The sequence below is a fragment of the Pseudomonas sp. GZD-209 genome (assembly GCF_049310485.1).
GTDB lineage: Bacteria > Pseudomonadota > Gammaproteobacteria > Pseudomonadales > Pseudomonadaceae > Aquipseudomonas > Aquipseudomonas sichuanensis.
Genome location: NZ_JBMOWQ010000016.1, coordinates 1 through 26,490, shown reverse-complemented (window position 1 = coordinate 26,490; position 26,490 = coordinate 1). Strand labels below are relative to the sequence as shown.

22 protein-coding genes and 1 tRNA gene are annotated in these 26,490 nt (G+C 65.8%); 12 read left to right on the top strand and 11 right to left on the bottom strand.

Annotated features, from left to right (window positions below; translation table 11 throughout):
* Positions 1-168: 168 nt before the first annotated feature.
* Positions 169-1,578, top strand: coding sequence for an amino acid permease (locus tag ACO6VM_RS02660; protein ID WP_422402733.1), 1,410 nt, complete (start codon positions 169-171; stop codon positions 1,576-1,578).
* Positions 1,579-1,715: 137 nt separating this feature from the next.
* Positions 1,716-3,605: a propionyl-CoA synthetase gene (locus ACO6VM_RS02655; RefSeq protein ID WP_422402732.1), complete on the top strand. Its 1,890-nt coding sequence runs from the start codon at positions 1,716-1,718 to the stop codon at positions 3,603-3,605.
* A gap of 86 nt (positions 3,606-3,691) precedes the next feature.
* On the opposite strand, the gene zapE is transcribed toward ACO6VM_RS02655, so the two are convergent.
* Positions 3,692-4,777, bottom strand: a complete 1,086-nt coding sequence (gene zapE / locus ACO6VM_RS02650; RefSeq protein WP_422402731.1) for a cell division protein ZapE — start codon at positions 4,775-4,777, stop codon at positions 3,692-3,694.
* 150 nt (positions 4,778-4,927) lie between these two features.
* On the opposite strand from zapE, the gene ACO6VM_RS02645 reads away from it, so the two are divergent.
* Positions 4,928-5,152 carry a hypothetical protein gene (locus ACO6VM_RS02645; protein WP_422402730.1) on the top strand — a complete coding sequence of 75 codons (225 nt, stop codon included), beginning with the start codon at positions 4,928-4,930 and terminating at the stop codon, positions 5,150-5,152.
* A gap of 44 nt (positions 5,153-5,196) precedes the next feature.
* A tRNA-Gln gene (locus ACO6VM_RS02640) sits at positions 5,197-5,271 on the top strand.
* A gap of 35 nt (positions 5,272-5,306) precedes the next feature.
* Here the strand turns inward: ACO6VM_RS02640 and ACO6VM_RS02635 are convergent.
* From ACO6VM_RS02635 to ACO6VM_RS02625, 3 genes are read right to left on the bottom strand one after another with little or no spacing between them, the layout of a single operon-like run.
* A complete protein-coding gene (locus ACO6VM_RS02635; protein ID WP_422402729.1) occupies positions 5,307-7,715 on the bottom strand; it encodes a response regulator in 2,409 nt (802 codons plus the stop codon).
* Positions 7,716-7,725: 10 nt separating this feature from the next.
* Positions 7,726-8,175, bottom strand: coding sequence for a response regulator (locus tag ACO6VM_RS02630; RefSeq protein ID WP_401057011.1), 450 nt, complete (start codon positions 8,173-8,175; stop codon positions 7,726-7,728).
* Between the two features lie 14 nt (positions 8,176-8,189).
* Entirely contained in the window at positions 8,190-10,436 is a 2,247-nt protein-coding gene (locus tag ACO6VM_RS02625; protein WP_422402728.1) for an ATP-binding protein, read from the bottom strand.
* Positions 10,437-10,699: 263 nt separating this feature from the next.
* Between ACO6VM_RS02625 and ACO6VM_RS02620 the strand changes: the two genes are divergently transcribed.
* The 7 genes from ACO6VM_RS02620 to ACO6VM_RS02590 all read left to right on the top strand — a co-directional run bounded on the left by ACO6VM_RS02620 (position 10,700) and on the right by ACO6VM_RS02590 (position 17,035).
* Positions 10,700-11,224, top strand: coding sequence for a Csu type fimbrial protein (locus ACO6VM_RS02620; protein ID WP_390967544.1), 525 nt, complete (start codon positions 10,700-10,702; stop codon positions 11,222-11,224).
* A gap of 29 nt (positions 11,225-11,253) precedes the next feature.
* Positions 11,254-11,787, top strand: coding sequence for a Csu type fimbrial protein (locus ACO6VM_RS02615; RefSeq protein ID WP_125466171.1), 534 nt, complete (start codon positions 11,254-11,256; stop codon positions 11,785-11,787).
* A 17-nt stretch (positions 11,788-11,804) separates the two neighbouring features.
* Positions 11,805-12,338 carry a Csu type fimbrial protein gene (locus ACO6VM_RS02610; protein WP_401057014.1) on the top strand — a complete coding sequence of 178 codons (534 nt, stop codon included), beginning with the start codon at positions 11,805-11,807 and terminating at the stop codon, positions 12,336-12,338.
* A 3-nt stretch (positions 12,339-12,341) separates the two neighbouring features.
* A complete protein-coding gene (locus ACO6VM_RS02605; protein WP_422402727.1) occupies positions 12,342-12,845 on the top strand; it encodes a spore coat U domain-containing protein in 504 nt (167 codons plus the stop codon).
* Positions 12,846-12,885: 40 nt separating this feature from the next.
* A complete protein-coding gene (locus ACO6VM_RS02600) occupies positions 12,886-13,662 on the top strand; it encodes a fimbrial biogenesis chaperone (protein WP_374045872.1) in 777 nt (258 codons plus the stop codon).
* 74 nt (positions 13,663-13,736) lie between these two features.
* On the top strand, positions 13,737-16,064 hold the full coding sequence (locus ACO6VM_RS02595; RefSeq protein ID WP_422402735.1) for a fimbria/pilus outer membrane usher protein: 2,328 nt from the start codon (positions 13,737-13,739) through the stop codon (positions 16,062-16,064).
* Positions 16,061-17,035 carry a spore coat U domain-containing protein gene (locus tag ACO6VM_RS02590; protein WP_422402734.1) on the top strand — a complete coding sequence of 325 codons (975 nt, stop codon included), beginning with the start codon at positions 16,061-16,063 and terminating at the stop codon, positions 17,033-17,035. The genes ACO6VM_RS02595 and ACO6VM_RS02590 overlap by 4 nt, the downstream gene beginning before the upstream one ends.
* Before the next feature lie 111 nt (positions 17,036-17,146).
* On the opposite strand, the gene ACO6VM_RS02585 is transcribed toward ACO6VM_RS02590, so the two are convergent.
* The 3 genes from ACO6VM_RS02585 to ACO6VM_RS02575 form a co-directional block, all read right to left on the bottom strand.
* On the bottom strand, positions 17,147-18,295 hold the full coding sequence (locus tag ACO6VM_RS02585) for a M14 family metallopeptidase (RefSeq protein WP_422402726.1): 1,149 nt from the start codon (positions 18,293-18,295) through the stop codon (positions 17,147-17,149).
* Between the two features lie 113 nt (positions 18,296-18,408).
* Positions 18,409-18,924, bottom strand: a complete 516-nt coding sequence (locus ACO6VM_RS02580) for a DUF4880 domain-containing protein (protein ID WP_422402725.1) — start codon at positions 18,922-18,924, stop codon at positions 18,409-18,411.
* Positions 18,925-19,355: 431 nt separating this feature from the next.
* Positions 19,356-19,670, bottom strand: a complete 315-nt coding sequence (locus ACO6VM_RS02575; protein ID WP_401057018.1) for a DUF6124 family protein — start codon at positions 19,668-19,670, stop codon at positions 19,356-19,358.
* 130 nt (positions 19,671-19,800) lie between these two features.
* Between ACO6VM_RS02575 and ACO6VM_RS02570 the strand changes: the two genes are divergently transcribed.
* Positions 19,801-20,454 (top strand): LexA family protein, encoded by a 654-nt coding sequence (locus ACO6VM_RS02570; RefSeq protein WP_347150292.1) that lies wholly within the window; start codon positions 19,801-19,803, stop codon positions 20,452-20,454.
* 355 nt (positions 20,455-20,809) lie between these two features.
* On the opposite strand, the gene ACO6VM_RS02565 is transcribed toward ACO6VM_RS02570, so the two are convergent.
* From ACO6VM_RS02565 to ACO6VM_RS02550, 4 genes are read right to left on the bottom strand one after another with little or no spacing between them, the layout of a single operon-like run.
* The gene (locus ACO6VM_RS02565; protein ID WP_422402724.1) at positions 20,810-22,765 is read right to left on the bottom strand and encodes an acetyl-CoA carboxylase biotin carboxylase subunit; all 1,956 of its coding nucleotides are present in this window, start codon (positions 22,763-22,765) and stop codon (positions 20,810-20,812) included.
* Complete coding sequence (locus ACO6VM_RS02560) at positions 22,762-23,577, bottom strand: gamma-carboxygeranoyl-CoA hydratase (RefSeq protein ID WP_422402723.1); 816 nt, start codon at positions 23,575-23,577, stop codon at positions 22,762-22,764. Before ACO6VM_RS02560 ends, ACO6VM_RS02565 begins: the two co-directional genes overlap by 4 nt.
* A gap of 3 nt (positions 23,578-23,580) precedes the next feature.
* Positions 23,581-25,188: a carboxyl transferase domain-containing protein gene (locus ACO6VM_RS02555; RefSeq protein ID WP_422402722.1), complete on the bottom strand. Its 1,608-nt coding sequence runs from the start codon at positions 25,186-25,188 to the stop codon at positions 23,581-23,583.
* A gap of 19 nt (positions 25,189-25,207) precedes the next feature.
* A complete protein-coding gene (locus tag ACO6VM_RS02550; RefSeq protein ID WP_322359206.1) occupies positions 25,208-26,371 on the bottom strand; it encodes an isovaleryl-CoA dehydrogenase in 1,164 nt (387 codons plus the stop codon).
* Positions 26,372-26,490 lie beyond the last annotated feature (119 nt).

Genomic DNA, 26,490 nt, shown 5'->3' with positions numbered 1-26,490 from the left:
GCTGACCGGGTTCGAAGAAGCCCGCGGCTGATCCAAGGGCCTCATCGCGGGGCAAGCCCGCTCCCACGAGGGAACAAGCGTGGGAGCGGGCTTGCCCCGCGATGGGGTCGTTGAAGACACAAGAAATCCTGCCTCGAAAACACCAACAACAATCCCAGAGGTTTCCCCATGCAGCCTGATCCCTCGGCAGCCCCAAGTGGCCGCCACCTGCAACGCACCCTGAGCAACCGCCATATCCAGCTGATCGCCCTCGGTGGCGCTATCGGCACCGGCCTGTTCATGGGTTCGGGCAAGGTCATCGCCTTGTCCGGCACCTCGATCCTGCTGGTCTACATGATCATCGGGTTCTTCCTGTTCTTCGTCATGCGCGCCATGGGCGAGCTGCTGCTGTCAGACCTCAACTTCAAGTCGTTCGCCGACTTCGCCGGCGCCTACGTCGGCCCGCGCGCGGCGTTTTTCCTCGGCTGGTCGTACTGGCTCAGCTGGAGCGTGGCAGTGGTCGGCGATGCGGTGGTGGTCGGTGGCTTCTTCCAGTACTGGTTCCCCGGTGCGCCTGCCTGGGCGCCGGCACTGGCGATGCTGGTCACCCTGTTCACCCTCAATGTGCTGACGGTGAAAGCCTTCGGCGAGGTCGAGTTCTGGTTCGCGATCATCAAGATCATCGCCGTGCTGGCACTGATCGCCGTGAGCCTGGTGCTGATTGCCACGGCGTTCGTGTCGCCCACCGGGGTGACCGCTTCGCTGTCGCACCTGGTGCAGCCGGAAGCGGCGTTTCCCCATGGGCTTACTGGCTTCTTCGCGGGCTTCCAGATCGCCATCTTCTCGTTCGCCGGCACCGAGCTGATCGGCACCACCGCCGCCGAAACCCGCGACCCGCGGCGCAGCCTGCCCAAGGCGATCAACGCGATCCCGGTGCGCATCATCCTGTTCTATGTGGTGGCCCTGGCCTGCATCATTGCCGTGACCTCGTGGGCCAAGGTCGCGCCCAACCGTAGCCCGTTCGTCGAGCTGTTCCTGCTGGCCGGCTTCCCGGCGGCGGCGGGCATCGTCAACTTCGTGGTGCTGACCTCGGCCGCCTCGTCGGCCAACAGCGGCGTGTTCTCCACCAGCCGCATGCTGTTCGGCCTGGCCGAACGCAGCCAGGCACCCGGTGTGTTCCGGCGCCTGTCGGGCAACAGCGTGCCGCTGGCCAGCCTGGGCTTCTCGTGCCTGTTGATGCTGCTGGGGGTGCTGCTGCTGTTCATCTTCCCCGAGGTGATGACGGTGTTCACCCTGGTGTCGAGCCTGTCGGCGGTGCTGGTGATCTACACCTGGTCGACCATCCTGGTGGCCTACCTGGGCTACCGCCGGCGCCACCCCGAGCGCCACGCCCGGGCCAGCTTCCGCCTGCCCGGCGGGGTGCCGATGGCCTGGCTGAGCCTGGCGTTCCTGCTGTTCGTGCTGGTGCTGCTGGCACTGCAGCCGGACACCCGCATGGCGCTGTACGCGATGCCGCTGTGGTTCGCCGGCCTGGCCATCGCCTACCGGCGCCTGACCGGGCGCGGGCAAGGCCTGCCAGCTACCCAGTCAGCCCCCTGAACCCTGGCGCCACGTGCCGGCGCAGCCTGCTGCAAATCTGCATAAGGGTTGCGACTTTAGTCCGGTGGCGGGCACGTGGCGCCGGTCCATACTCAAGGTTCGCCCTTCAATAACAACAAGTACCGGGTTGCGAACCAATGACCTATCAGCACAGTTACGCCCATTCCATCGCCGACCCTGCGGCCTTCTGGCAGGCCCAGGCCGACCAGTTGGCCTGGCAGCGCAAGCCAACGCAGACCCTGCAGCAGAACCCCGACGGCACCCACCGCTGGTTCGCCGATGGCCGCTTGAACAGTTGCCATCTGGCCCTCGACCATCAGATCGAGCTGGGCCGGGGCGAGCAGTTGGCGCTGATCTACGACTCGCCGGTGACCGGCGTGCAGCAGGCCTACACCTACCTGCAACTGCGCGACGAAGTGGCGCGCCTGGCCGGCCTGCTGCGCAGCCTTGGGGTGGGCAAGGGCGACGGGGTGATCATCTACATGCCGATGGTGCCGCAGGCGGCCATGGCCATGCTCGCCTGCGCACGCATTGGCGCGGTGCATTCGGTGGTGTTCGGCGGCTTTGCCGCCAACGAACTGGCCCTGCGTATCGATGATGCCCGGCCGGTGTTGTTGCTCACCGCTTCCTGCGGGCTGGAGTTCGACCGGGTGATCGAATACAAACCGCTGGTCGACCGTGCGCTGCAACTGGCCCGCCACCAGCCGCAGCAGGTGCTGGTGCTGCAGCGCCCGCAGGCGCGCGCCGAGCTGCAGCCGGGGCGCGACCTGGACTGGCAGCAAGCGCTGGCCGGCGCAGAGCCGGTGGCCCCGGTCGAGCTGGACGCAGGCGATCCGCTGTACATCATGTATACCTCCGGCACCACCGGAAAACCCAAGGGCATCGTCCGTGAAAACGGCGGCAACGCCGTGGCCCTGTGCTACGCCATGCGCCACATCTATGGCATGCAGGCGGGTGATGTGTGGTGGGGCATTTCCGATGTGGGCTGGGTGGTCGGCCATTCGCTGATCGTCTACGGGCCGTTGATGAGCGGCTGCACCACGGTGTTCTACGAGGGCAAGCCGATCCGCACGCCCGATGCCTCGGCATACTGGCGCATCGTCGAGCAATACAAGGTCAACGCGCTGTTCTGCGCACCAACTGCCATGCGCGCGATCCGCAAGGAGGATCCGCAGGGCGAGCTGATCCGCCGCCACGACCTGGGTTCGTTGCGGCAACTGTTCCTGGCGGGCGAAAAGCTCGACTCCAGCACCCATGAATGGCTGGAGCGGGTCAGTGGCAAACCGGTGCACGACCACTGGTGGCAGACCGAGACCGGTTGGCCGGTCACCGCCCCCTGCGTGGGTCTTGAGGGCAGTGCGGCCCGGCCAGGCTCGAGCAACCGCGCGGTGCCGGGTTACCACGTGCAGGTGCTGGACGACGACGGCAAGCTACTGGGGCCGAATCAGCAGGGCGCCATCGTCATCGCCTTGCCATTGCCGCCTGGCTGCAGCCAGACGCTGTGGGGCGACCACGAGCGCTATTTGCAGGCCTATCTGCACAACTATCCGGGGTATTACCACACCGGTGACGGTGGCTACCTGGATGACGACGGTTTCGTCTACATCATGGGCCGCACCGACGATGTGATTAACGTCTCGGGCCATCGCCTGTCGACCGGCGAGATGGAGGACCTGGTGGCCCGCCACCCGGCGGTGGCCGAATGTGCCGTGATCGGTGTGCACGACGAGATCAAGGGCCAGGTGCCGCTGGCGCTGGTGGTGCTCAAGGACGGGCAGGGCATCGGCGAGCTGCAGTTGCAGGGCGAGCTGGTGGCCAGTGTGCGCGAGCATATCGGTGCACTGGCCTGTTTCAACCGGGTGCGCCTGGTCAAGCGCCTGCCCAAGACCCGCTCGGGCAAGATTCTGCGTGCGGTGCTGCGCAAGATTGCCGATGGGCAGGACTATGTGCCGCCTTCGACCCTGGATGATCCGGCGGTGCTGGGGGAGATCGAGGGGGTGTTGGCGGATTTGCCAAGGGCAGGGTGACGCCATCGCCGGCAAGCCGGCTCCCACACTATGGCGTGCAATTGCCTGATTTTTGTGGGAGCTGGCTTGCCAGCGATGACGCCGTTTCAGGATGCGCTGTCTGACGGCCCCACTTGATGCAGCTGCCCCAGCCGGCTGCGCGTACGCATCAGGTCGGCAATCGCGCCACCCAGGCTTTCCTGCAAGGCCCGTTGGCCGATCACCGTCAGCTGGCGGTCCTGGTCATACAGCACATCCACCAGGTTGACGAAGCGTTGTTGCGCCGCCAGCGAGCATTCGGCCAGGTCGTCCAGTCCGTCGATGATCCATTGATCGTACTGCTCGGCCAGCGCCAGGTAGTCGATCACTGCGGTGGGCTGTTCGCACAACCCGTTGAAGCTGAACATTACCCGCCGGCCATCCACCGCCAGGGCATGCAATGGCCGGTTGTTGATCTGTAGCGTGGTCGGCTGCCGGGCGGGCAAGTCAAGGCCCTGGCGCTGCGCCGCATTCCCCGGCCAGACGTAACGCCCCTGGGTGAAGCATTGGTGCTCGCGGTTGGCCGGCAGGCTGCGAAAATCGGTATCGCCGCCCACTTCCAGCACCTGCATGCGGCCATTGATCAGGCGGATCACCGGCAGGAAGCGTTCGTGGTAGAGCGGGTTGGGCAGCAGCCCCTCGGGCGCGTAGTTGGAGGTCACCAGCAGGAAGATGCCGCGTTCGAACAGGGCGTTGAACAGCCGGGTCAGCAGCATGGCGTCGCCGATGTCGTGCACGTGGAATTCATCAAAGCACAGTACCTGCACGTCACCCAGCAATTCATCGAGGGTCGCCCCCATGGCATCGTCCAGTGCCCGGTGGCGGTGCATGCCCTGGTGCAGGCGGGCGAAGAAGTCGTGAAAGTGCAGGCGCCGCTTCTGCGCCACCGGCACCGCCGCGAAGAAATTGTCGAGCAGCCAGCTCTTGCCGCGGCCAACCGAGCCATGCAGGTACAGGCTGTGTGGCTGTCCGTCGTCGAGGGCCGCCAACTGCGCGGCCATGGCCTCGATCACCCGGCACTGGCCGTCGCTCAGGGTGTAGCCGCGCTCGCTGGCCTTGTCCCGGAAATGCGCCATCAGCGCGCCGGCCTGTGGCGCAGGGCCGCGCAGGCGTTGGTTGAGTTGGCGCAGGGGGGCTGGAATCCAGGTGGACAACGGCATGCTCCTAGGCAGGGAAAGGGCAGGGCGCAGCGTGCGCGACGGGGATTTTGACCAATCGGGAATGTACCCGGCAAGCCCTCTAAACGGCCTGCAGGAGCGGCCTTGTGCCGCGAAAGGGCCGCAGAACGGCCCCAGGATTTCAGCGTGAAGGCAGAATGGCCGGGGCCGCGCTCCGGCCCTTTCGCGGCACAAGGCCGCCCCTACAAGAAGACAGTTGCTCCCACAACCTGCGGTGGATGGGCCAGGCAAAACGGGCGATTTTTACTAACCTGCTGTTTTCCAGCGTTTTTTTTCAAAAAAAGCTTCCCACCTGCAAACAACGCTGGTAAAGTGCCGGCCATTCCCGAGCAGCAACAAGCTGAACGGTGAATGATCAGATCGACAGTGCATCAGTCACTTGTCATATCCGATACAGGGGCGTCGCCAAGCGGTAAGGCAGCAGGTTTTGATCCTGCCATGCGTTGGTTCGAATCCAGCCGCCCCTGCCATTTTCTCTATCTCCACGCAGTACCTGTCTATCGCCTCATGGCGATTTTTTCGTTTCTGTCCCCCGGTTTTCCAACAGCTCGGCCAGTGCCAGGGCCAGCACGTGCTCGTGCACCGGTTTCTGGATCAACAGGCTGTTCGGCAGCTCCATGTTGTCCAGCTCGGCGTAGCCGGTGAGGAACACCACCGGCAGTTGCGGGAAATGCTCGCGGGCCGCCAGGGCCAGTTGCGCGCCATTGAATTCGGGCATGGCGAAGTCGGTAAGCAGCAGGTCGGTGCGCTCGTCGAGCTGGGCCAGGGCCTGTTCACCGCTGTGCGCCTCGCGTACCTGGTAGCCCAGGCGGCGCAACAGGTCGCCGATCAGTTCACGTACCAGATGGTCGTCATCCACCAGCAGGATGTGGCGGTTGCCGCCATCGGCCAGCTGGCTGAAAACCCTGGACGGGGCCGGCGGCGTGGCGCTGGCCTGTGCCCGGACGGCGGGCAGGTACACGCTGACCTGGGTGCCGCGCCCGGGTGTGCTCTGCAGGCTCACGCCGCCACCGGACTGCTTGGCGAAGCCAAATACCTGGGCCAGGCCCAGCCCCGACCCCTTGCCGACGCCCTTGGTGGTAAAGAACGGCTCGAACACCTTGGCCGCGATCTCTTCGCTCATGCCGCAACCGGTGTCGCGAATGCTCAGCATCACGTACTCACCGGGCTCCGGGTCTTGCGGGTTGCGCGGCGGGGCGCTGATAAGGGTGTTGCGGGTGGCCAGGGTCAATTGGCCGCCGCCGGGCATGGCATCGCGGGCGTTGATCGCCAGGTTGAGGATGGTCATCTCGGTCTGGGTCGGGTCGGTGAGCGCTTGCCACAGCTGGGTGTCCAGCTCCAGGCGTACCGAGACGCTGCCACCCAGGGTGCGCCGCAGCAACTCCTCCAGCCCGGACAGGGTCCGGTTGAGGTCCAGTGGCACGGGCTCCAGGCGCTGCTTGCGCGAGAAGGCCAGCAGTTGCGCGGTCAGCTTGGCGCCGCGTTCGCCGGCTTCGCGAATGTTTTGCAGGCGCTTGCCGGCCTTGTCCAGCCGGCCGTTGTCCAGCTCGCTCTGGAGGAAACTGGCGCCCGTGAGAATGACCGTCAGCAGGTTGTTGAAGTCATGGGCCACCCCGGCGGTGAGCTGGCCGACCGCTTCCAGCCGTTGCATCTGCTGCAGCGCGGCCTCGACGCGCTCACGCTCGGCGATCTGCTCACGCAGGCGTTCGTTGGCCTCGGCCAGGTCCAGGGCGGCTTCGCGCTCGCTGCTGATGTCGCGGGCTACCACGTGCAGCAGCGTATCGTCCGCCACCACCACCCAGGACAGCCAGCGCTGCTGGCCGCTGGCGTGCAGGATGCGGCCGATGAAGCGTGCGCTGCTGTGGCCGAGCGACAAGGTGGCGAGCTGCGTGAGCAAGGCGTCCTGATCATCTTCGGGCAGCAACTGCAGCAGCGAGATCTGCCCCAGGCGTTCACGGCTGAAGCCCAGGCAGGCCTCCCAGGCCGGGTTCAGCGCCACGGGGGTGAGGTCCTTGTTCAGGACTGCCAGCAAGTCCTGGGACAGCTCCCAGGCGCGGTCGCGTTCGCGGGTGCGGCGCTCGACGCGCTCACCGAGCATTTCATTGAGTTGCTCCAGGGCGCGGGTGGCCTGGCGCTGGCTGTGGATGTCCTGCAGCACCCCGGTAAATCGTACGCAGCGGCCCTCGCTGAACTGGGTCTGGCCGCTGGACAGCAGCCAGCGTGGCTCCAGGCCGTCGGCCTGGGCAATGCGGAACTCCACCCGGTAACTGCCATCACTGTCCGGGCGCATGGCTTGCTCGACCGCCTCACGCACCCGCGGCAGGTCATCGGGGTAAATGCCGGCATAGAACAGGTCGAGGCTCATTGTGGCGTCGAGCGGCAGGCCGAACAGCATCTTGCAGCGTTCATCCCAGCGCATCAGGCCATCCTGCGGGTGATAGTCCCAGGTACCCATGCCGGCGGCATCGATGGCGATGCGCGCGCGCGCCTCGACATCCGCCAGGGCTTGTTCGGCGTGGCGCCGGCGCTGACGCTCCTGCACTTCGCCCAAGGCCCGGCGCACGGCCTTGGGCAGCAGCGGCAGGTTCTTCTTCAGCACATAGTCGGTGGCACCCAGGCGGATCATCTCTACCGCGTGTTCTTCGCCGTAGATACCGGAGAGGAAAATGAACGGTACGTCCGGTGCCAGGCGCTGGGCCGTGGCCAGCACGTCGGCGCCGGACGAACCGGGCAGCACGCAGTCGCAGAGGATCAGGTCGAAGCGGCCCTCACGCAGGGCCTGCTCGGCACCGACATGCTCGTACACCCGCTGTAGCTGCACCTGCAGCCCGCTGCGCTCCAGGCGTAGCAGGATCAGCTCGGCATCCATGCTGCTGTCTTCGACCATCAGCAGTTTCAACGGTGTTTGTTGCATCGTGCCGGCCTCAGTGGTTCAGGTGCTTCGCGCCGGGCGCGGGTTCGTCGAGCAGTGCCCAGAACACCTTGAGGCCGGCGATGGCGCTGACGAAGTCCTTGAACTCCACGGGCTTGACCAGATAAGCGCTGACGCCCAGTGCATGGGCGCGCTGCAGATCGGGCTGCTCCTGGGACGAGGTCAGCATGATGATCGCAATACTGCGCAGCTGCGGGTGGGCGCGCACCTGCGCCAGCACCTCCAGGCCATCGACCTTGGGCAGTTTGAGGTCGAGCAGCATCGCGGCCGGGTTGCCCTCGGCACGCCCGGCGTAAGTGTTGCGCCGCAACAGGTAGTCCAGGGCATCGGCACCGTCGCGCAGCACGATCACCTCGTTGGCCAGTTGGCTGCGCTCCAGCGCCAGCTGGGTCAGCTCCAGGTCCCTGGGGTTGTCTTCGACCAGCAGGATGGGCTTGAGCATGATCGTCAGCGGCCTCAGGCAGTCGTCGGTTGGTGGGGGAGGGTGAAGTGGAAGCTGGCGCCCTGGTCGGGCTGGCCGTTGGCCCACACCCGGCCATCGTGGCGCTCGATGATCCGCCGCACGCTGGCCAGGCCGATCCCGGTGCCTTCGAACTCCTCCATGCGGTGCAAACGCTGGAACACGCCGAACAGCTTGTCGACGTAGGCCATGTCGAAGCCCACCCCGTTATCGCGCACGTACATCTCGGTTTCGTGGCGGTGGCGCACGGCGCCGATCTCGATATGGGCGGATTCGCGGCCACGGCTGTACTTGATGGCGTTGGCGATCAGGTTGTGCAGGACCATGTTGATGAACGCCGGGTCGGCGATCACCTTGGGCAGCGGCGCCACCGCCCAGCTGATCGTCCGCCCGGCGTAGTCCGGCGCCAGCTCCGTGCGGATCATCTCGACCAGCGCATTCAAGTCGACATCGCACAGACGCAGCGCCGAGCGGCCCATCTGCGAGAAGTTGAGCAGGTTGTCGACCAGGGTGCCGGCAAATTGCGCGGCTTCCTCGATATGGTCGAGGAAGCGCTTGCCACGCTCGGTCAACTGCGCGCCTTCGATCTCGCCCAACAACTCGCTGTAGCCGGCGATATGCCGCAGCGGTGCGCGCAAGTCATGCGACACGCTGTAGGAGAACGCCTCGAGTTCCTGGTTCGAACGCTTCAGCTCGCCCGCCAGTTGCGCCAGTTCCTCGGCCTTGCGCAGGACAATGCCCAGCACCGCGCCGCGCAGTTCGGTCACGCCTTCGATGATCAGCGGGTCCCAGGCGGCACTGAAATCACGGACCTCCTGCTGCCAGCAGTCGAAACTGTGCCGCGGGTTGAGGTTGCCCAGCGGGCCTGGCTGTTTTTCCGGGCGCCCGGCCCAGTTCACCGTGTGTGCCTGTTCGGCGCGGAACCACAGCAGGTAGTGCGAGTGCAGTTGCGAGATGGCCACCGCCAGCACGCCGGCGGCATGCTCGGCCAGCTCTGGTAGCCCCTCGACGTCGCGGCGTGCGTTGTCGGTGTGGAACAGCGTTTCGTCGCCACGCTCGGCCAGCCAGCGCACCAGGGCATTGACCTGCGCCGCCGGTGGCGTTTTGCCAATCAGGTCGCAGCGCTCGGCGCTGATGATCGCCGCCCCCGAGGCCCCGGCAAACTGCAGCATCACCTCGGGCAGGGCCAGCAAACCTGCGCTGACGCTGTCGTGGTCGGCCATCGACGCGAGCATGCGCACGATGTGCTGGCGCAGGTCGAGCAGCCGGCGCGTGCTGGCGTGCTTCTCGTGGGCTTCGATCTGCAGCGACAGCACATTGGCCAGCAGCTCGCAGGCGGTGCGGGTCTGGAAGCCTACTGCGCGGGGTTGGTCGTGGTGGCAGGAGATCAGGCCCCAGAGCTGGCCATCGACCACGATCGACAGCGACATCGAGGCCAGCGTGCCCATGTTGCGCATGTACTGCAGGTGCACCGGCGAGACGCTGCGCAACGCCGCGAAGCTCATGTCCAGGGCCTTGCCGGTGCGCGGGTTGGCGGCAGGCAGCAGCGGGGAGGGCTGGTAGTCGGCGTCCTCGATCAAGCGGATGCGGTTGATGCGGTACAGCTCGCGGGCCTGGCGCGGGATATCCGAGGCCGGGAAGCACAGGCCCAGATAGCGCGGGTAGCCGGGGTCGGCGTCTTCGGCGAGCACCGTGCCGGTGCCCTGGGCATCGAAACGGTAGGCTTTGACCCGGCCGAAGCCGGTGATGCGCTTGATCTGCCGTACCGATCGCTGCAGCAGCTCTTCGATGCTGGTGGCCTGGTGCAGGGTGCTGATGAAGGCGCGTACCAGCGGGTAGTAGTCGCCTTGCTGGGCGTCCGTTTCGCGACAGGTTTCGAACTCGACGATGAGCACCTGGTCGTGGCGGTGGGCCAGCACCCGCAGTGTGGCCTGGCAGGGCGCTGCCTCGTGCAGGCGCACATCACCGATATGAAAAGGGAAGACCTCGTCGACGGGCAGGCGGCCCAGCTGGCCACGCAGGTCGAAGCTACTGTCGAGCAGCGCGGGCAGGGCCTGGCCAAGCAGCTCGCTGGCTGAGGCGCCCAGCCATTGGTCGACGTTTTCGCTGGCCTGCAGGATGCGCAGGTCATGCTCGTCCAGCACTAGCAGGAAACCTTGGGGCTGGATGCTACCAGGCACCTGGATCGGTTCCTCGGCGCAACGCTCGATGGCTTGATCGAGCGGGTTGGCGGTAGTGCTCAAAGTGATCTCCTGCAGGTTCCGTCCATGCATGTGGCATGAAGGTAACAGATGGCTGGACGTTTTGTCGGAACAAGGTGTTTTGGGGTGTGGGATGTACTGATACATCCCGGAGGTCGAGGTGAAATCCCACAGAGGTTGTTGCGTGTTTCCTGCGCGTTGCCAGCCCTTTTCATTAATGCCAAAGAGGGGGATCCCACGGCTGTTCGGATCCGATCGCGCTGCTACGCTCAAGCTCAACCCTTCCAGACAAGGATCGACCGCTGATGCAACGCTTGATGGCCGCGCTGTTGGGCCTGTGGTTGAGCGGCAGTGCCGTGGCTGCAGAGTTTCTCGTTGACGTGCAGGTGCGCGTGCAACGCGGCTGCATGCTGGTCGGCCAGCAGCGCGAGGCAGGTGCCCAGGCCCTCGGGGTGATCGACCTGGGCAGCGCAGCCCGGCTGGACGGGCCGGGCGCGCCCTTGAGCGGCGCATTGTTCAGCCAGCGCCCGCCGCGCCTGGAGTGCAACCCCGATACCCCCTATCAAGTGCGCGTTGATGGCGGCCAGCATGGCGGCACTGGTGCGCTGCGTTACCTGGCCAGCGACGACCGCCAGGCCAAGCCGATCCCTTATCGCCTGTTCCGCGACGCCGCCTGGCGCGAGCCGCTCGAGGTGGGGGTGGCGCAGTCGGCGCGGGTGCCGGGCAGCGGCTCGGTGGAGTTGCCCCTGTTTGCGCGGATCGACACTCTGGCCTGGGTGCCGCGCGCAGGCCTGTACGCCGACCTGCTCAAAGTCACGGTCACCTGGTGAGGAGCCACGCCACCATGCACAAGGACGCGCTGCAACGCACTTCGCTACTGCTGCTCACCCTCGGCCCGCTGTTGCTGCCCAGTGGCGCCGCCCATGGCACCAGCACCGGCTTCATCCAGGCCCGCCTGGTGATCAGTGCGGCCTGCCAGATCGACAGCGGCCAGCAGCCGGCGTCGCTGGGCAACCCCGGGCTGATCGACTTCGGCGCCCGCGGCCCGACCTGGGACCAGGCGCTGACCAGCCGGGTGGACGAGGCGGGCGGCGAGGGTAGCCTGCAGATCAGTTGCTCGCCCCAGGTGCGTGCGTTCAGCGTGCGGATCAATGGCGGGCTCAATGGCAGCGACGGCGTGCGCCGGCTGAGCAACGGCCGTGAACTGATCCCCTATCAACTGGCGGTCGACCCAAGCGGCAACGGCCGCTACGTGGTCGGTCAGGCCCGTACCTTCACCATCAGCGGCACGCAGCAGGTGCCCGTGCCTATCTACGGCGTGGTGGTCGCGCAACCGCGCGCGCTGCCTGCCGGGCTGTATCGCGACACCCTCAGGGTGACACTGGACTGGTAACACGCAAGGAGACCTTCATGCCCAAGCACATGATTCGCTGCATCCTCGTCGGCCTTGGCCTGGCGCTGACAGCCCAGGCCCAGGCGGCCACCGTCACCGGCACCATCAACTCGACCCTGACGCTGACCGCCGCCTGCCAGGTCAACGGCACTGGCGGCACTTCGGGGCTGAACTTCGGCAACCTCAATTTCGGCACCCAGGATTCACTGTTCACCGCTGCCAACGGGCAAGTGCTCGGTGGCGGCGGTGGCGCCATGAGCATCCTCTGCTCTTCAGGCACCATACCGGTGATCAAGGTGCGCGGCGGATCCCATGACGGCCAGTCAGCCGGTGGCACCCGCGCGCTGGCCGATGGCTCCGGCAACTTCGTGCCCTATGACTTCTACACCGACGCCGGGCACACCACCCCGCTGGCCATCGACGGCACCATCACCCTGCCGACCAGCACCGGCGTGGCGCAGACTGTCAACCTGTATGGCCAGGCGCGCGGCAAGGCGGGCCTGCCGGCCGGGGTGTACACCGACACGGTGGCGGTCGAGCTGAGCTTCTGAGCCATGCCAGGCGCATGGCGGCTGCCGGTTGTCGGGCTGGCCCTGCTGCTGGCGCAAGGCGCGCTGGCCGCTACCGGCAGCACCTTCCAGGTGAGCGCGCAGATCGTGGCCGGCTGCCTGGTGGTTGGCGGGGTGACCGCCTATGGCGTGCTGGACTTCGGCACCAGTTCGGCATTGTCCACGGCCACCTTGAGCACTTCGCTTGGCGGCACCACGGTGACCTTCCAGTGCACCCCCGGGGTGGCCATGAGCATGAGCCTGGACGGCGGCCAGAACAGCGCCAGCGGCACCCGCAACCTCAAACGCAGCGGCGGCAGCCAACTGCTTCCCTACCAGCTGTACCGCGACGCCGCCTTCAGCCAGAGCCTGGCCATCGGCAGCAGCGTGACCGTGAGCTACAGCGACCCGACGGCGATCAAGTTGCCGGTCTACGGCCGTACCACCTTGCCCGGCACCCTGCCGGCGGGGACCTATACCGATGTGGTGCAAGTGACGGTGAGCTGGTGAAACCGGCGCCGTGAATCATTGGATGCAGAAGGAGAGGGGCATGGGGGCAAGCGCGAAACTGGCGCAAACGCTATTCGGGATGTTGCTGCTGGCTGGTACCCAGGCCATGGCGGCGACATCGGTGCTGATCTGGCCGATCGACCCGGTGCTGGAGGCCGAGCAGAAGGCCGGCGCGCTGTGGCTGGAAAACCGTGGCACGGCGCCGGCCAGCCTGCAGGTGCGGGTGTTCGCCTGGCGCCAGGGTGAGTACCAGGAGCAGTTCCAGGCCCAGCGCGAAATCATCGGCAGCCCGCCGGTGGCCAACATCGCGCCGGGGCAGAAGCAACTGATTCGCCTGACCCGCACCGGCAGTTCGCCGGTCGGCCAGGAGCAGGCCTACCGCATCATCATCGACGAAATCCCGTCGCCGATGCCGGCCGACACTGCCAGCGACGGGCCGAAGGCGGCAATCCGCCTGCAGATGCGCTATTCGGTGCCGTTGTTCGTCTATGGCGAAGGGTTGTGGGGCAAGCCCGACCCGGACGGCAAGCGCAGTGCCGAGGGCGTGGGCAAGCCGCAACTGAGCTGGCGCGCGGTGACGGTACAGGGCAAGCCCTATGTCGAACTGCGCAACACCGGCCCGGTGCACGCCCGGCTCACCGATGTGGTGTTGCAGCAAGGGGGGCAGGACAAACCCCTGGTCGAGGGGCTGCTGGGGTATGTGCTGCCGGGCGCGAGCATGCGCTGGCCGGTGCCGGCCGCACCCGGTGCGGCCAGTGTGCTCAAGGGGCGGGTCAACGGTCAGGAGGTTGCGCAAGCCATCCGGCAAGGGCAGTGACGCGGCATTGAACGAACAACAGGGGCCAGGGAGGACCCGACAATGGTTGGACATCGTGTGTGAGTTGGGTGCGGGTGGCAGCGCACCGTGTGTGGCTGGGCCTGGCGGTACTGGTGCCCGGTGTGGGCGTGGCCGACGAATTGCCGCCGCCACCCACCGAGCAGGCCGCCATCACCGATGCCACGCTGTACCTCGACCTGTTGGTGAACCAGGTGGGCAAGGCTGAGCTGGTGCCGGTGCAGCAGCGTGCCGGGCGCCTGTACCTGGACAGCGATGTGTTGCGCGCGGCCGGCATCAAGCTGCCCAGCGAGCCCCAGGGCGAGGTGGCGCTGGACGCCATTGCCGGCTTGCACACCGACTACGACAGCCAGAACCAGCGCCTGCTGCTGCAGGTGCCAGCGGCCTGGCTGCCCGACCAGCAGGTGGGTGGGCGCAGCCTGTACCCGGCCAGCGATACCCGCACCAGCTTCGGTGCCTTGTTCAACTACGACGCCTACCTCAACGACACCGATGACGGTGGCACTTATCTGGCCGCCTGGAACGAGCTGCGCCTGTTCGACGATTGGGGCACGTTGTCCACCACCGGGCAGTGGCGCCAGGCGTTCAACGGTGCGCAAAGCGATACCCGACAGGGTTTCCTGCGCTACGACACCACCTTCCGCTACACCGACGAGCAGCGGCTGCTGACCTATGAAGCCGGCGACCTGGTCACCGGCGCCTTGCCCTGGAGCACCTCGGTGCGTATCGGTGGCTTGCAGCTGTCCCGCGACTTCGGGGCGCGTCCCGACCTGGTCACCTACCCGCTGCCGGCCTTTGCCGGTGAGGCGGCGGTGCCCACCTCGCTGGACTTGTTCATCAACGGCTACAAGAGCAGTACCACCGAGTTGCAGCCGGGCCCTTACACCCTGACCAATGTGCCGTTCATCAACGGTGCCGGCGAAGCGGTGGTGGTGACCACCGATGCCCTGGGCCGGCAGGTATCGACCACCTTGCCGTTCTATGTCACCAGCAGCCTGTTGGCCAAAGGCCTGACCGATTACTCGGTGGCCGCCGGCAGCCTGCGCCGCGATTACGCCGTCCGCGATTTTGCCTATGGGCCGGGCGTCGCCACGGCGAGCCTGCGCCATGGCCTGTCTGACTACTTCACCGTCGAGACCCATGCCGAAACTGCCGAGTCGATGATGCTCGGCGGCCTGGGCGGCAACCTGCAACTGGGCACCTTCGGGGTACTCAACGCCGCCGTGGCCCAGAGCCGTTTCGACGGCGACACTGGCCAGCAGCTGGCGCTGGGCTACCAGTACAACAGTCGCCGGCTGGGCTTCAACTACCAGCGCATCGAGCGCCATGGCGACTATGCCGACCTGTCGCTGGTGGACAACCCCTACACCCGGCTGAGCCGACGCAGCGAACAGGCCACCGTGAGCCTCAACCTGGACAGCTACGGCAGCCTGGGCGCCGGCTATTTCGACATACGTGCCGGTGATGGCACGCGCACCCGGCTGATCAACCTGAGCTGGAGCAAGCCGTTGTGGGGTAACAGCAGCCTGTACCTGTCGGCCAACCGCGATGTCGGCGACAGCCAGTGGGCGGTGCAGGCGCAACTGGTGATCCCCTTCGACCTGCACGGCACCCTGGCCTTCAGCGCCGAGCGCAGCAAGGACGGCCAGGACCTGCAACGGGTCAACTACAGCCACGCGGTACCGGTGGGCGGTGGCGTCGGCTACAACCTCGGCTATGCCACGGGCGGTACCGCCGGTGACTATCGCCAGGCCGACCTGACCTGGCGGCTGCAGTCGGTGCAGTTGCAGGCCGGGCTGTATGGCAACCCCGAGCAGATGACCCGTTGGGCTGACGCCAGCGGCTCGGTGGTGCTGATGGATGCGGGGCTGTTCGCCGCCAACCGCATCGACGACGCATTCGTGGTGGTCAGCACCAACGGTTATGCCGATGTGCCGGTGCGCTACGAAAACCAGCAGATCGGCCGCACCGACCGCAACGGTCACTTGCTGGTGCCTTACAGCAGCGGCTACTACCGCGGCAAATACGAGATCGACCCGATGGAGCTGCCGGCCGATGTGCTGGCGCCGGAGGTGGAGCAACGCGTGGCGGTGCGCCGCGGCAGCGGCTACCTGCTGGAGTTCCCGCTCAAGCGCGTGCTGGCGGCGAGCCTGGTGCTGGTCGACGGCAACCAGCAGGAACTCAAGCTGGGCAGCCGGGTGTTGCACCAGGAAAGTGGCGCCGAAGCGGTGGTGGGCTGGGATGGCCTGGTGTACCTGGAGAACCTGTCGCCGAGCAATCATCTGCAGGTGAGCAAGGCCGATGGCGGGCAATGCCAGGTTGCGTTCGAACTGCCAGACGGGGAGGGGCCGATCCCGCTGATCGGCCCGCTGGTGTGCCAGTGAGGGCGGCGGCGCGTTGCCTGTGGTTGCTGGCCGGCTGGCTGCTGCCGGGCGCGGCCTGGGCCTTGTGCAGCTCGGTGGCGACGGCGCCGGCGGCGTTCGGCACGATCAATTCGACCCTGGTGCGCACCACGATACAGAGCGCTTCATCCAGCAACGCCGGGCTGCAGTGCACCGGCTCGTTGCTGTCGCTGCTGGCCACCAACGATCACTTCTATGCCACCATCACCTCCAGCACCAGCGGGCTGGTGGGGCCGACGGGTGATGTGATCCCCTACACGCTGTACGCCAACGCCACCACCAGTTACCCGATCAGCCGTGGTGTGCAGTTCGATTTCGCCCGTAACGGCATCATCGACGCCTTGGGGCTGCTCAATGGCACCACGCCCAAGAGCGTGCCGCTGTACCTCAAGACCGTGATCGGCGCCAACGTGGCGGCAGGCTTGTACCAGGAAACGCTGAACATCGCCTGGAGCTGGAACTACTGCGCGGGTATCGGCGCCTTGGGCGCCTGTGTGCTGGGGCGGGATATAGGCAGCGGCAACCAGACCCTCACCGTCACCCTCACGGTCAGCAACGACTGCCAGATCAGCAGCCCCAACATCAGCTTTGCCAGCGCGCCGGTGGTGGCCGGGTTCGGCACGGTGAACCAGAGCATCGGCCTGTCGTGCACCAAGGGCAGCAGCTACACGGTGGGGCTGGATGACGGGCAGAACGTGGCGGGTGGGCGGCGGCGGATGAAATCCAGCGCCGGCAACTACCTGGCCTACGACATCTTCAAGAGTGGTGGCAGCGTGCGCTGGGGGGTACTGTCGTCGGCGCGGCGCTCGAGCAGCGATGCCGATGTGAACCCCGGCAATGGCACCGGTACGGGCAGCCAGACGTTCAACTACAACGCCAAGGTGTATACCGACCAGGCCACGCCGCCGGCGGGGAGCTATCTCGACAATGTGATCCTGGACGTGCAGTTCTAAGCCGGCCGGGGGGGGCGTGGGAGCGGGCTTGCCCCGCGATTGGCGTCAGAATGCCTGGCATCGTTGCCTGACCTGGCGCCAATCGCGGGGCAAGCCCGCTCCCACGGTGGTTCAGCGCAGATCGTCGACCATCTTCAGTAAGGTCTCCAGCACCGCGCCCGCCAGTGCCTTCGACCGCTCGCCGGACCAGCCGGTACGCGGATTCGGCGCATCGTCATGGTCCTTGAACGGCATCTCCAGGGTCAGCGACAGGCAGTCATGGGCTTGGCCCACGGCGTTGCAAGCCAAGGTCATGTTGGCCTGGCCGGGTTCGTCGCGGGTGTAGCCGTACTTGGTTTGGAAGTCCGGCGTCAGGCTGCACAGCGTGCTGCGGAACTGCTCTTCGAGCTTGGCGATACGCGGCGTGTAACCCGGGTTGCCCTCGCAGGCAGCGGTGAATACGTGGGGGATTTCCTCGTCGCCATGGGCATCGACGAAGGCGTCCACGCCATGCAGTTTCATCTGGCTCTGGGCGAAGAACACCTCGGGGCTCAGCTCGACACTGGCGTCCTGCCAGGCGCGGTTGAGGTCTTTGCCCTTGAAGTTGGTGCGCAGGTGGCCGAGGAAGGCGCCGTCCGGGTTCATGTTGGGGATCAGGTACAGGTCGGCCTTGGCCAGCAATTGCTGGATGACTTCATCGTTGGCCTGCAGGCGATCGATCACGCCTTCCATGAACCATTCGGCCATGTGCTCGCCCGGGTGCTGCTGGGCGATGATCCACAGCTTGCGCTTGCCGGCGGCGCCGTCGCCGGCACGCAGCAGCGGGATGTCACGGCCCTGTACGCTACGCCCGCTGGCCAGCAGCGTTACGCCGGGGATCTGCCGGGCACGTTCGATCAGCTGGTTGTGGCGGGCGCGGGGGTAGGGTTCGAAGTAGGCGAACCACACCTGACCCTGCTCGGCCTTCAGTTCGAAGCTCAGCGCCTTGCCGTCGAACTGGCTGGGCACGCGGAACCAGGTCTGCTGGTCGTAGGAGGCCACGGCGTGGTAACCGGTCCAGGCGTTCTTGTAGGAAGACTCGGCAGCGTTATCCAGGCTGAAGCGATGGACCTGGCCAGGGGTGAGGCCGCTGACCTTGAAGTGGAACCACTGGAAGTGGCCACTGTTGGTGTCCGGGCGAATGTTCAGGTGGACCTGCGCGGGGTTGCTGGCGTCCAGCACCAGGATGTTGCCGGAATCGAAGTCACAGTCGATGTGCAGTGGGGACAGCGTCACGGTCATTGCCAGGCTCCTGTCTTGGCGTTGTTGTGACGGTACTGTACACCGCACGGTGGCGGCATTGTGCAGCGAATGCTCTCAAGGGCTGACGCGATCCCTTTAGGATCGCGAAGCCTTCAGGCCCACAAACCCAGTGCCACCAGTGCGGCGACACCCAGCCCGACGGCAATCGAACACCCACCCAACGACAATGCGGCGCGCCCTTGCCGATACCAGCCGTCGTCACCCAGTTGGCGTGCCGGCGCGAGCAGGCTGCGCCAGCGCAATTCGGTTTGCTGGAAGGCGTGCAGATGTTCGGGGGCCGCATCCAGCCAGCGGCGGAAGTCGATGCGTTCGCTGGCGGTCACTTCAGGGCTTTGCAGGCGTACATACCATTGCCCGGCAATGCTGGCCACGGCGTCGCCTTGTGCGCGGGTGGTCTGCAGGGCCTGGTTCATGTGGCGCTCGATGCTGATCAAGGGCAGGTCGAGGCGTTCGGCGATGGCGGCGAAGCCCAGCTGGTCGAGGCGGTTGAGCAGAAAGACTTGCTGCACCCGGCGCGGCAGGCGTTTGAGCGCATGCATCAGGTTGTCCTGAGCATGCTGCTCGGCGATTTGGGGGTCATGCTCAAGGGGCAGTAGCAAGCGGGTCATGAACGGCTCCTTGCTCATTGGGGGAGGAGTGGGGGCATCTTCCTTGACGCGAGATCAGCTTAAGCTTAACGAGATTGATTCTCAAGTGCTGATTCGGCAAAGATTTGTAATGAGCGTTCACGTCCTGACACAGTTTTGCTATCATCGCCGCCATTAACGATCTTCATTAGCCTGAAGAGCCAAAAAAAATGACCCGGCAAAAAGCCGGGTCAAAAACCGTGATTAGCCTGATGAGGAGATAATCTGAGCGTCCGACCTGAGGACGTTGCAGGTTATCCAGCGGGTCTTGCGACCTGCTGAGTGCAATAATAATCGTTATCATTTGCCAGTCAAATGATTTTTCCGGTTATCGGCAAAAAAATCTTCCTGACGCACTCCTTGTCCCCGGCAATCGGGGCTTTTGCCGTTCGTCGGCCGTCACGTTCTCCCTTCTATACCGCCCCTTGTTCCGTGGTTTTGCGCTGCTCCAGCAGGGCCCGCGCCATGTTGACCATGTGCATCAGGGCAAATACCACATCCCGCGTCGTGCCCTGCAGATGGGCGCCCGTCTCCTGGGCGGTGGCTGCCGCGCAGCGCAGCAAGGCCATGGCGTGTTCGTTCGCCTGCTCGCCGGTGACGCCTTCGCGCAGGGTCCACAGTGGGCGCTGCAGCTCCGACGGGGTAGGGGTGGGGTTGAGGTAGAAGTCGAGGGCGCGGCGGGCGGCCTCTTCGTCGAGATCTGTTTCTTCTTTTTTCGAATTGCTCATGACTGCACCTATGAAATCCGTTCCAGGACAATGAGCGAATGATGTTAGGTCATTCTGTATTATTTATATCTGCTAAGATAATTCAGGATGTGTATTGAAGCCATTCATCCAGTCCGTATCGTTCACAGCCATGGAAAACTGGATCGAATTTCTCTCTCGCTACAAGCGCGAGCACAACCTCAAGCAATATCAACTGGCCGAACGCTTAGGGATGACCCAAGGCGGTCTCGGCCATTGGTTGCGTGGCACGCGCCGGCCGACCCTGGAGACCGTCAACGAGAAGCTGGAGCAGCTTGGGCTGGTGTCTCTGGAGGCCAGGGTGATGGTGGTCGAACGGAGTATCACCCGCGAAAGCCGAGGCGTTTATGCGGTGGACCGGCCGTTGCCGGTGAACGCACTGCGCCATGCCAGTTTCCGCTTCCCGGTGTTGAGCTGGGCTGATCTGCAGGGGCCATTGCCCGAGTCCAGTGAAACCCAGGAACTGACTGGCTATATGCCTGCCGGCAATGCGTTCTGGTTACCGGTGGAGAATGACTCGATGAACGCCACCAGTGGCAGGAGCTTGCCGCAGGGGGTGCTGGTTTTGGTGGATGCCGGAATCGAGGTTGCGCCAGGCAGGCTGGTGGTGGCCCGGCAACCGGGCAAGCCAGCGGTGCTGAGGGAGTTGATCGAGGAGGGCGGGCAGCGGATGCTCAGGCCGCTGAATACCTTGTATCCCACCGTGCTGTGCGAGGAGGGGTGCGAGTTTTTGGGTGTTGTGGTGCGGATGCACGGGGTGCTCTAGGTTTGCTCGGGGACCGCGTTGGGGCTGCGAGGTGCCAGGCGGTAGACTTGCAGCGCTCTTGAGATCGAGCGCCGCCCGCGCGGCGCTTCGCGGGTAAACCCGCTCCCACAGTTTGTTTCGGGCCAGTCTTTCCTGGGCCATCACCTGGTCCGCCTTGTTGGTACGACGCGGTTTCAGTGTGGGCGTTGCCGCCGCCCCACATGACTCAAGGCATGCACCAAGGCAGGCACCGGTACTTTCACAGGAATAATTGGCCCGAAACAGACTGTGGGAGCGGGTTTACCCGCGAAGCGCCGCGCGGGCGGCGCTCGATCTCATAGGCGCTGCAAACCTTTCGGCGAGCGCATTGCAGCCATCACTCCCCCTCCAACTCCACCAGCACTGTCCCCTCGCTGACCATATCCCCTTCCTGACAGAACAATGCCTTCACCGTCCCGCCATGGGGCGCGCGAATGCTGTGCTCCATCTTCATGGCTTCAAGCACCACCAACGCGGTACCGGCCTCCACCACCTGCCCCGGCTCGACCAGCACACGCACGATGCTGCCGTTCATTGGCGCACCGAGGCCACCCTGATGACCATGGCTGGCTTCAGCAGCGGCAATCGGGTCATGCACGCTGACGGCATGCAGCTCGCCGTGCCATTGCAGGTACAGGGTGCCGCCCCGGCGCACGGCCAGATGGCGACGACGGATGCCGTCCTGGTCGTGGCACAGCTGTTCGCCAACCAGCTGGTAGGTAGACGGCGCAGTGCGCTCCAGGGCGACCGCCTGCTCATGCCCCTCACACTGCAAATGCAGGCTGCTACGCGCTGGCAACCCCAGGCGCAGCCCCTCGCGGGCGGCCCACGGCGAGGCCGGGTCATCCTCGCGTTGCAGGGCCGGCGCGCTTTGTAGCCAGGCTTCGGCGGCAGCTTCCCAGAACGGCGCGGGCAAGGCTTCGACCGCAGGCAGCAGGACGTCCTGGTGACGTGGAATGAACCCCGTGTCCAGTTCCGCCGCGGCAAACGCCGGGTGGGCGAGGATGCGGCGCAGGAAGGCGATGTTGGTCTTCAAGCCACCGATGGCGAACTCATCGAGCATCGCCAGCAGCCGCAGGCGCGCCTGCTCGCGGTCCTGGCCCCAGGCAATCAGCTTGCCCAGCATCGGGTCATAGAACGGCGACACCACATCGCCCTCGCTGACCCCGCTGTCCACCCGCCGCCCTTCACCCGGCGCCGACTCGCGGTACAGCGCCAGGGTGCCGGTGGCCGGCAGGAATTCGTTGGCCGGATCCTCGGCGTACAGCCGCACTTCGATCGCATGGCCGATCAGCGGTACCTGCTCCTGGGTGATCGGCAGCGCCTCACCACAGGCGACGCGAATCTGCCAGGCCACCAGATCAAGGCCGGTGATGGCCTCGGTGACCGGGTGCTCCACCTGCAGGCGGGTGTTCATCTCCATGAAGAAGAACTCGCCACGGGCGTCGAGCAGGAACTCCACGGTACCGGCACCCACGTACCCGATGGCCTGGGCCGCGCGCACCGCCGCCTGGCCCATGGCCTGGCGCAATTCCGCGGACAGCCCCGGGGCTGGAGCTTCCTCCACGACCTTCTGGTGGCGACGCTGGATCGAGCAGTCGCGCTCGTTCAGGTACAGGCAATTGCCGTGCTGGTCGGCGAACACCTGGATTTCCACGTGGCGCGGCTTGAGCACGTATTTTTCCACCAGCATGCGCGCATCGCCGAACGACGACTGTGCTTCACGCTGGGCCGAGGCCAGGGCGTCGGCCAGTTGGCTTTCCTCCTCGACCACCTTCATGCCCTTGCCGCCACCGCCGGCGCTGGCCTTGAGCAGCACTGGGTAGCCGATGCGTTCGGCGGCGGCGCGGAAGGTGTCGATATCCTGCGCCTCACCGTGGTAACCCGGTACCAGCGGCACGCCGGCAGCCTCCATCAGCGCCTTGGCCGCCGACTTGCTGCCCATGGCGTCGATGGCGCTGGCCGGTGGGCCTAGGAAGATCAGCCCGGCCTGTTCGATGGCGCGGGCGAAGCCGGCGTTCTCCGATAAAAAACCATAACCCGGGTGGATGGCCTGGGCGCCGCTGGCCTTGGCCGCGGCGATCAGTTTGTCGATCACCAGGTAGCTGTCGGCGGCCTTGCTGCCACCCAGGTCGACGCGGATGTCGGCTTCGCGGCTGTGGCGGGCATCACGGTCGGTGGCGCTGTGCACGGCCACGGTGGTCAGGCCCAGGGCCTTGGCGGTGCGCATCACCCGGCAGGCGATCTCGCCGCGGTTAGCGACCAGCAGGGTGGTCAACGTGGGACGGCTCATGGGCGCGGTTCCTTCTTCTGTTCGGTTTGCCAGGCGGGGCGGCGTTTTTCCAGGAAGGCGCGCAGGCCCTCCTGGCCTTCGGCGCTGACGCGTATGCGGGCGATGGTGTTTTCGCAATAGCGGCGCAGGGCCGGGCTCAGCTCGCCGTCGTCCACTTCGCGCAACAGGTCCTTGGTGGCGCGCAGGGCCTGGGGACTGTTGTTCAGCAGGTTGTCCACCCAGGCTTCGACCTGGGCGTCCAGTTCGCCGGCCGGGTACACCTCGGCCAGCAGGCCCAGTTCACGGGCACGTACCCCGCTGAAGCGCTCGGCGGTAAGGGCATAACGGCGTGCGGCGCGCTCGCCGATGGCCTTGACCACGAACGGGCTGATCACCGCCGGGGCCAGGCCGATGCGCACTTCCGACAGGCACAGCTGCGCGTCTTCGGTGCCGATGGCCATGTCGCAGCAACTGATCAAGCCCAGCGCGCCACCAAAGGCCGCGCCTTGCACCACGGCCAGGGTCGGGGCCTTGAGGCGGTGCAGGGCATACATCAGCTCGCCCAGTTCATGGGCGTCATCGAGGTTGGTATTGAAGTCCAGTTGCGCCGACTGCTGCATCCAGGCCAGGTCGGCGCCGGCGCTGAAATGCCGGCCACGGCCACGCAGCAGCAGGAAGCGCAGGCTGCCGTCTTCGGCCAGCCGGTCCAGCGCGACGATCAGCTCGCGGATCATCTGGGCGTTGAAAGCGTTGTTCTTGTCTTCCCGGCTCAGCCACAGGGTGGTGAAGCCGCGGGGGTCGTGTTCCAGCTCGATAGTGGCGAAATCGGTCATGGGTCACATCCGGAAAATGCCGAAGCGGCTCTGTTCGATCGGGGCGTTCAGCGCGGCAGACAGCGCCAGGCCGAGCACGTCGCGGGTCTGCGCCGGGTCGATGACACCGTCGTCCCACAGCCGGGCGCTGGAGTAGTAGGGGTGCCCCTGGTGCTCGTACTGGTCGAGGATCGGCTGCTTGAGCTTCTTCTCGTCTTCCAGGCTGAACACTTCGCCGCTGCGCTCGCTCTGCTCGCGCTTGACCTGGGCCAGCACGCCGGCCGCCTGTTCGGCACCCATCACGCCGATCCGCGCATTGGGCCACATCCACAAAAAGCGCGGGTCGTAGGCGCGGCCGCACATGCCGTAGTTGCCGGCACCGAAGCTGCCGCCGATGATCACCGTGAACTTCGGTACCTGGGCGCAGGCCACTGCGGTTACCAGCTTGGCACCGTGCTTGGCGATGCCACCTTCTTCGTACTTCTTGCCGACCATGAAACCGGTGATGTTCTGCAGGAACAGCAGCGGGATGCCGCGCTGGCAGGCCAGCTCGATGAAGTGCGCGCCTTTTTGCGCAGCTTCGGCGAACAGGATGCCGTTGTTGGCCAGGATCGCCACCGGGTAGCCGTGCAGGTGGGCGAAACCACAGACCAGGGTGGTGCCGAACAGCGCCTTGAACTCATCGAACACCGAGCCGTCGACCAGGCGCGCAATCACCTCGTGCACATCGAATGGCTGCTTGGCATCGGCCGGCACTACGCCATACAACTCTTCTGCGCCATACAGCGGTGCAATCGGTGCCTTGCATTGCAGTTTGCCGAGCTTGTGCCAGTTGAGGTTGGCCACGCTGCGTCGGGCGATGGCCAGGGCATGTTCATCGTTGTCGGCATAGTGGTCGGCCACGCCGCTGGTGCGGCAGTGCACGTCGGCGCCGCCGAGGTCCTCGGCGCTGACCACTTCACCGGTCGCCGCTTTCACCAAGGGCGGGCCGGCCAGGAAGATGGTCGCCTGCTGGCGCACCATGATCGCCTCGTCGGCCATGGCCGGCACATAGGCGCCACCGGCGGTGCACGAGCCCATCACCACGGCGATCTGCGGGATGCCCAGCGCACTCATGTTGGCCTGGTTGAAGAAGATCCGCCCGAAGTGCTCGCGGTCGGGGAACACCTCGTCCTGGCGTGGCAGGTTGGCGCCGCCGGAGTCCACCAGGTAGATGCACGGCAGGCGGTTCTGCAGGGCGATGGTCTGGGCGCGCAGGTGCTTCTTCACCGTCAGCGGGTAGTAGGAGCCGCCTTTGACCGTGGCGTCGTTGGCCACGATCATGCACTCCACGCCCTCGACGCGGCCGATCCCGGCGATCACGCCAGCGGCCGGTACGTCCTCGCCGTACACCTCATGGGCGGCCAGCTGGCCGATCTCGAGGAACGCCGAACCCGGGTCGAGCAGGCGGTCGATCCGCTCGCGGGGCAGTAGCTTGCCGCGTGAGGTGTGCCGCTGCTGGGCCTTGGGCCCGCCGCCCTGGTTGACCTGGGCCAGCAGGCCGCGCAGTTTCGTGACCTGCTCGAGCATGGCCGCGCTGTTGCCGGCGAACTCCGCCGAGCGCGGGTTGATCTGGGTGTGCAAGGTAGCCATGTGCGCCCGTTCCTTATGCTCAGCGGGTTTCGTTGAACAGTTCGCGACCGATCAGCATCCGGCGGATCTCGCTGGTGCCGGCGCCGATTTCGTACAGCTTGGCATCGCGCAACAGGCGGCCAGCCGGGAACTCATTGATGTAGCCGTTGCCGCCGAGGATCTGGATCGCCTCCAGGGCCATCTGTGTGGCGCGCTCGGCGGTGTACAGGATCACCCCGGCGGCGTCCTTGCGAGTGGTCTCGCCGCGGTCGCAAGCCTGGGCCACGGCGTACAGGTAGGCGCGGCTGGCGTTGAGCTGGGTGTACATGTCGGCGATCTTGCCCTGGATCAGCTGGAACTCGCCGATGCTCTGGCCGAACTGCTTGCGGTCGTGAATGTAGGGCACCACCAGGTCCATGCAGCTCTGCATGATGCCGGTCGGGCCGCCCGAGAGCACCACGCGCTCGTAGTCCAGGCCGCTCATCAGCACCCGCACGCCGCCGTTGAGCTGGCCGAGGATGTTCTCTTCCGGCACTTCCACGTCATCGAAGAACAGCTCGCAGGTGTTGGAGCCGCGCATGCCCAGCTTGTCGAACTTGTTGCTGCGGCTGAAACCTTTCCAGTCGCGCTCGACGATGAACGCGGTGATGCCGTGGGGGCCCTTGTCCAGGTCGGTCTTGGCGTAGATCACATAGGTATTGGCGTCGGGGCCGTTGGTGATCCAGGTCTTGCTGCCGTTGAGCACATAGCGGTCGCCGCGCTTTTCGGCGCGCAGCTTCATCGACACCACGTCGGAGCCGGCGTTGGGTTCGCTCATGGCCAGGGCGCCGATGTGCTCGCCGCTGATCAGCTTGGGCAGGTACTTGAGTTTCTGCTCGTGGGTGCCGTTGCGGTTGATCTGGTTGACGCACAGGTTGGAGTGGGCGCCGTAGGACAGGGCCACCGAGGCCGACCCGCGGCTGATTTCTTCCATCGATACCACGTGGGCCAGGTAGCCCAGGCCGGCGCCGCCGTACTCCTCCGCAACCGTGATGCCCAAGAGGCCCATGTCGCCGAACTTGCGCCACATGTCGGCGGGGAACAGGTTGTCGTGGTCGATTTGCGCGGCGCGCGGGGCCAGCTCGGCGGCGACGAAGGTGCGCACCTGGTCGCGGAGCATGTCGATGGTTTCGCCCAGGGCGAAGTTCAGGGTCGGGTAATGCATGTGGGGCACCTTTTGTTCTTGAAATGGGAGCGGTTGCCGCGGGGGTGGGGGGGGGGGGGGGGGGGGGGGGGGGGGGGGGGGGGGGGGGAGGGGAGGGGGGGGGGGGGGGGGGAGGGGAA

Bases quoted from the DNA above. Each gene is read 5' to 3' on its own strand.
- ACO6VM_RS02570 (WP_347150292.1), top strand. From the start codon at position 19,801: ATGGAAAACTGGATCGAATTTCTCTCTCGCTACAAGCGCGAGCACAAC.
- ACO6VM_RS02575 (WP_401057018.1), bottom strand. From the start codon at position 19,670: ATGAGCAATTCGAAAAAAGAAGAAACAGATCTCGACGAAGAGGCCGCC.
- ACO6VM_RS02555 (WP_422402722.1), bottom strand. From the start codon at position 25,188: ATGGCTACCTTGCACACCCAGATCAACCCGCGCTCGGCGGAGTTCGCC.
- ACO6VM_RS02565 (WP_422402724.1), bottom strand. From the start codon at position 22,765: ATGAGCCGTCCCACGTTGACCACCCTGCTGGTCGCTAACCGCGGCGAG.
- ACO6VM_RS02660 (WP_422402733.1), top strand. From the start codon at position 169: ATGCAGCCTGATCCCTCGGCAGCCCCAAGTGGCCGCCACCTGCAACGC.
- ACO6VM_RS02610 (WP_401057014.1), top strand. From the start codon at position 11,805: ATGCCCAAGCACATGATTCGCTGCATCCTCGTCGGCCTTGGCCTGGCG.
- ACO6VM_RS02620 (WP_390967544.1), top strand. From the start codon at position 10,700: ATGCAACGCTTGATGGCCGCGCTGTTGGGCCTGTGGTTGAGCGGCAGT.
- ACO6VM_RS02550 (WP_322359206.1), bottom strand. From the start codon at position 26,371: ATGCATTACCCGACCCTGAACTTCGCCCTGGGCGAAACCATCGACATG.
- ACO6VM_RS02560 (WP_422402723.1), bottom strand. From the start codon at position 23,577: ATGACCGATTTCGCCACTATCGAGCTGGAACACGACCCCCGCGGCTTC.
- ACO6VM_RS02635 (WP_422402729.1), bottom strand. From the start codon at position 7,715: ATGCAACAAACACCGTTGAAACTGCTGATGGTCGAAGACAGCAGCATG.
- ACO6VM_RS02605 (WP_422402727.1), top strand. From the start codon at position 12,342: ATGCCAGGCGCATGGCGGCTGCCGGTTGTCGGGCTGGCCCTGCTGCTG.
- ACO6VM_RS02580 (WP_422402725.1), bottom strand. From the start codon at position 18,924: ATGACCCGCTTGCTACTGCCCCTTGAGCATGACCCCCAAATCGCCGAG.
- ACO6VM_RS02600 (WP_374045872.1), top strand. From the start codon at position 12,886: ATGGGGGCAAGCGCGAAACTGGCGCAAACGCTATTCGGGATGTTGCTG.
- ACO6VM_RS02585 (WP_422402726.1), bottom strand. From the start codon at position 18,295: ATGACCGTGACGCTGTCCCCACTGCACATCGACTGTGACTTCGATTCC.
- ACO6VM_RS02630 (WP_401057011.1), bottom strand. From the start codon at position 8,175: ATGCTCAAGCCCATCCTGCTGGTCGAAGACAACCCCAGGGACCTGGAG.
- ACO6VM_RS02655 (WP_422402732.1), top strand. From the start codon at position 1,716: ATGACCTATCAGCACAGTTACGCCCATTCCATCGCCGACCCTGCGGCC.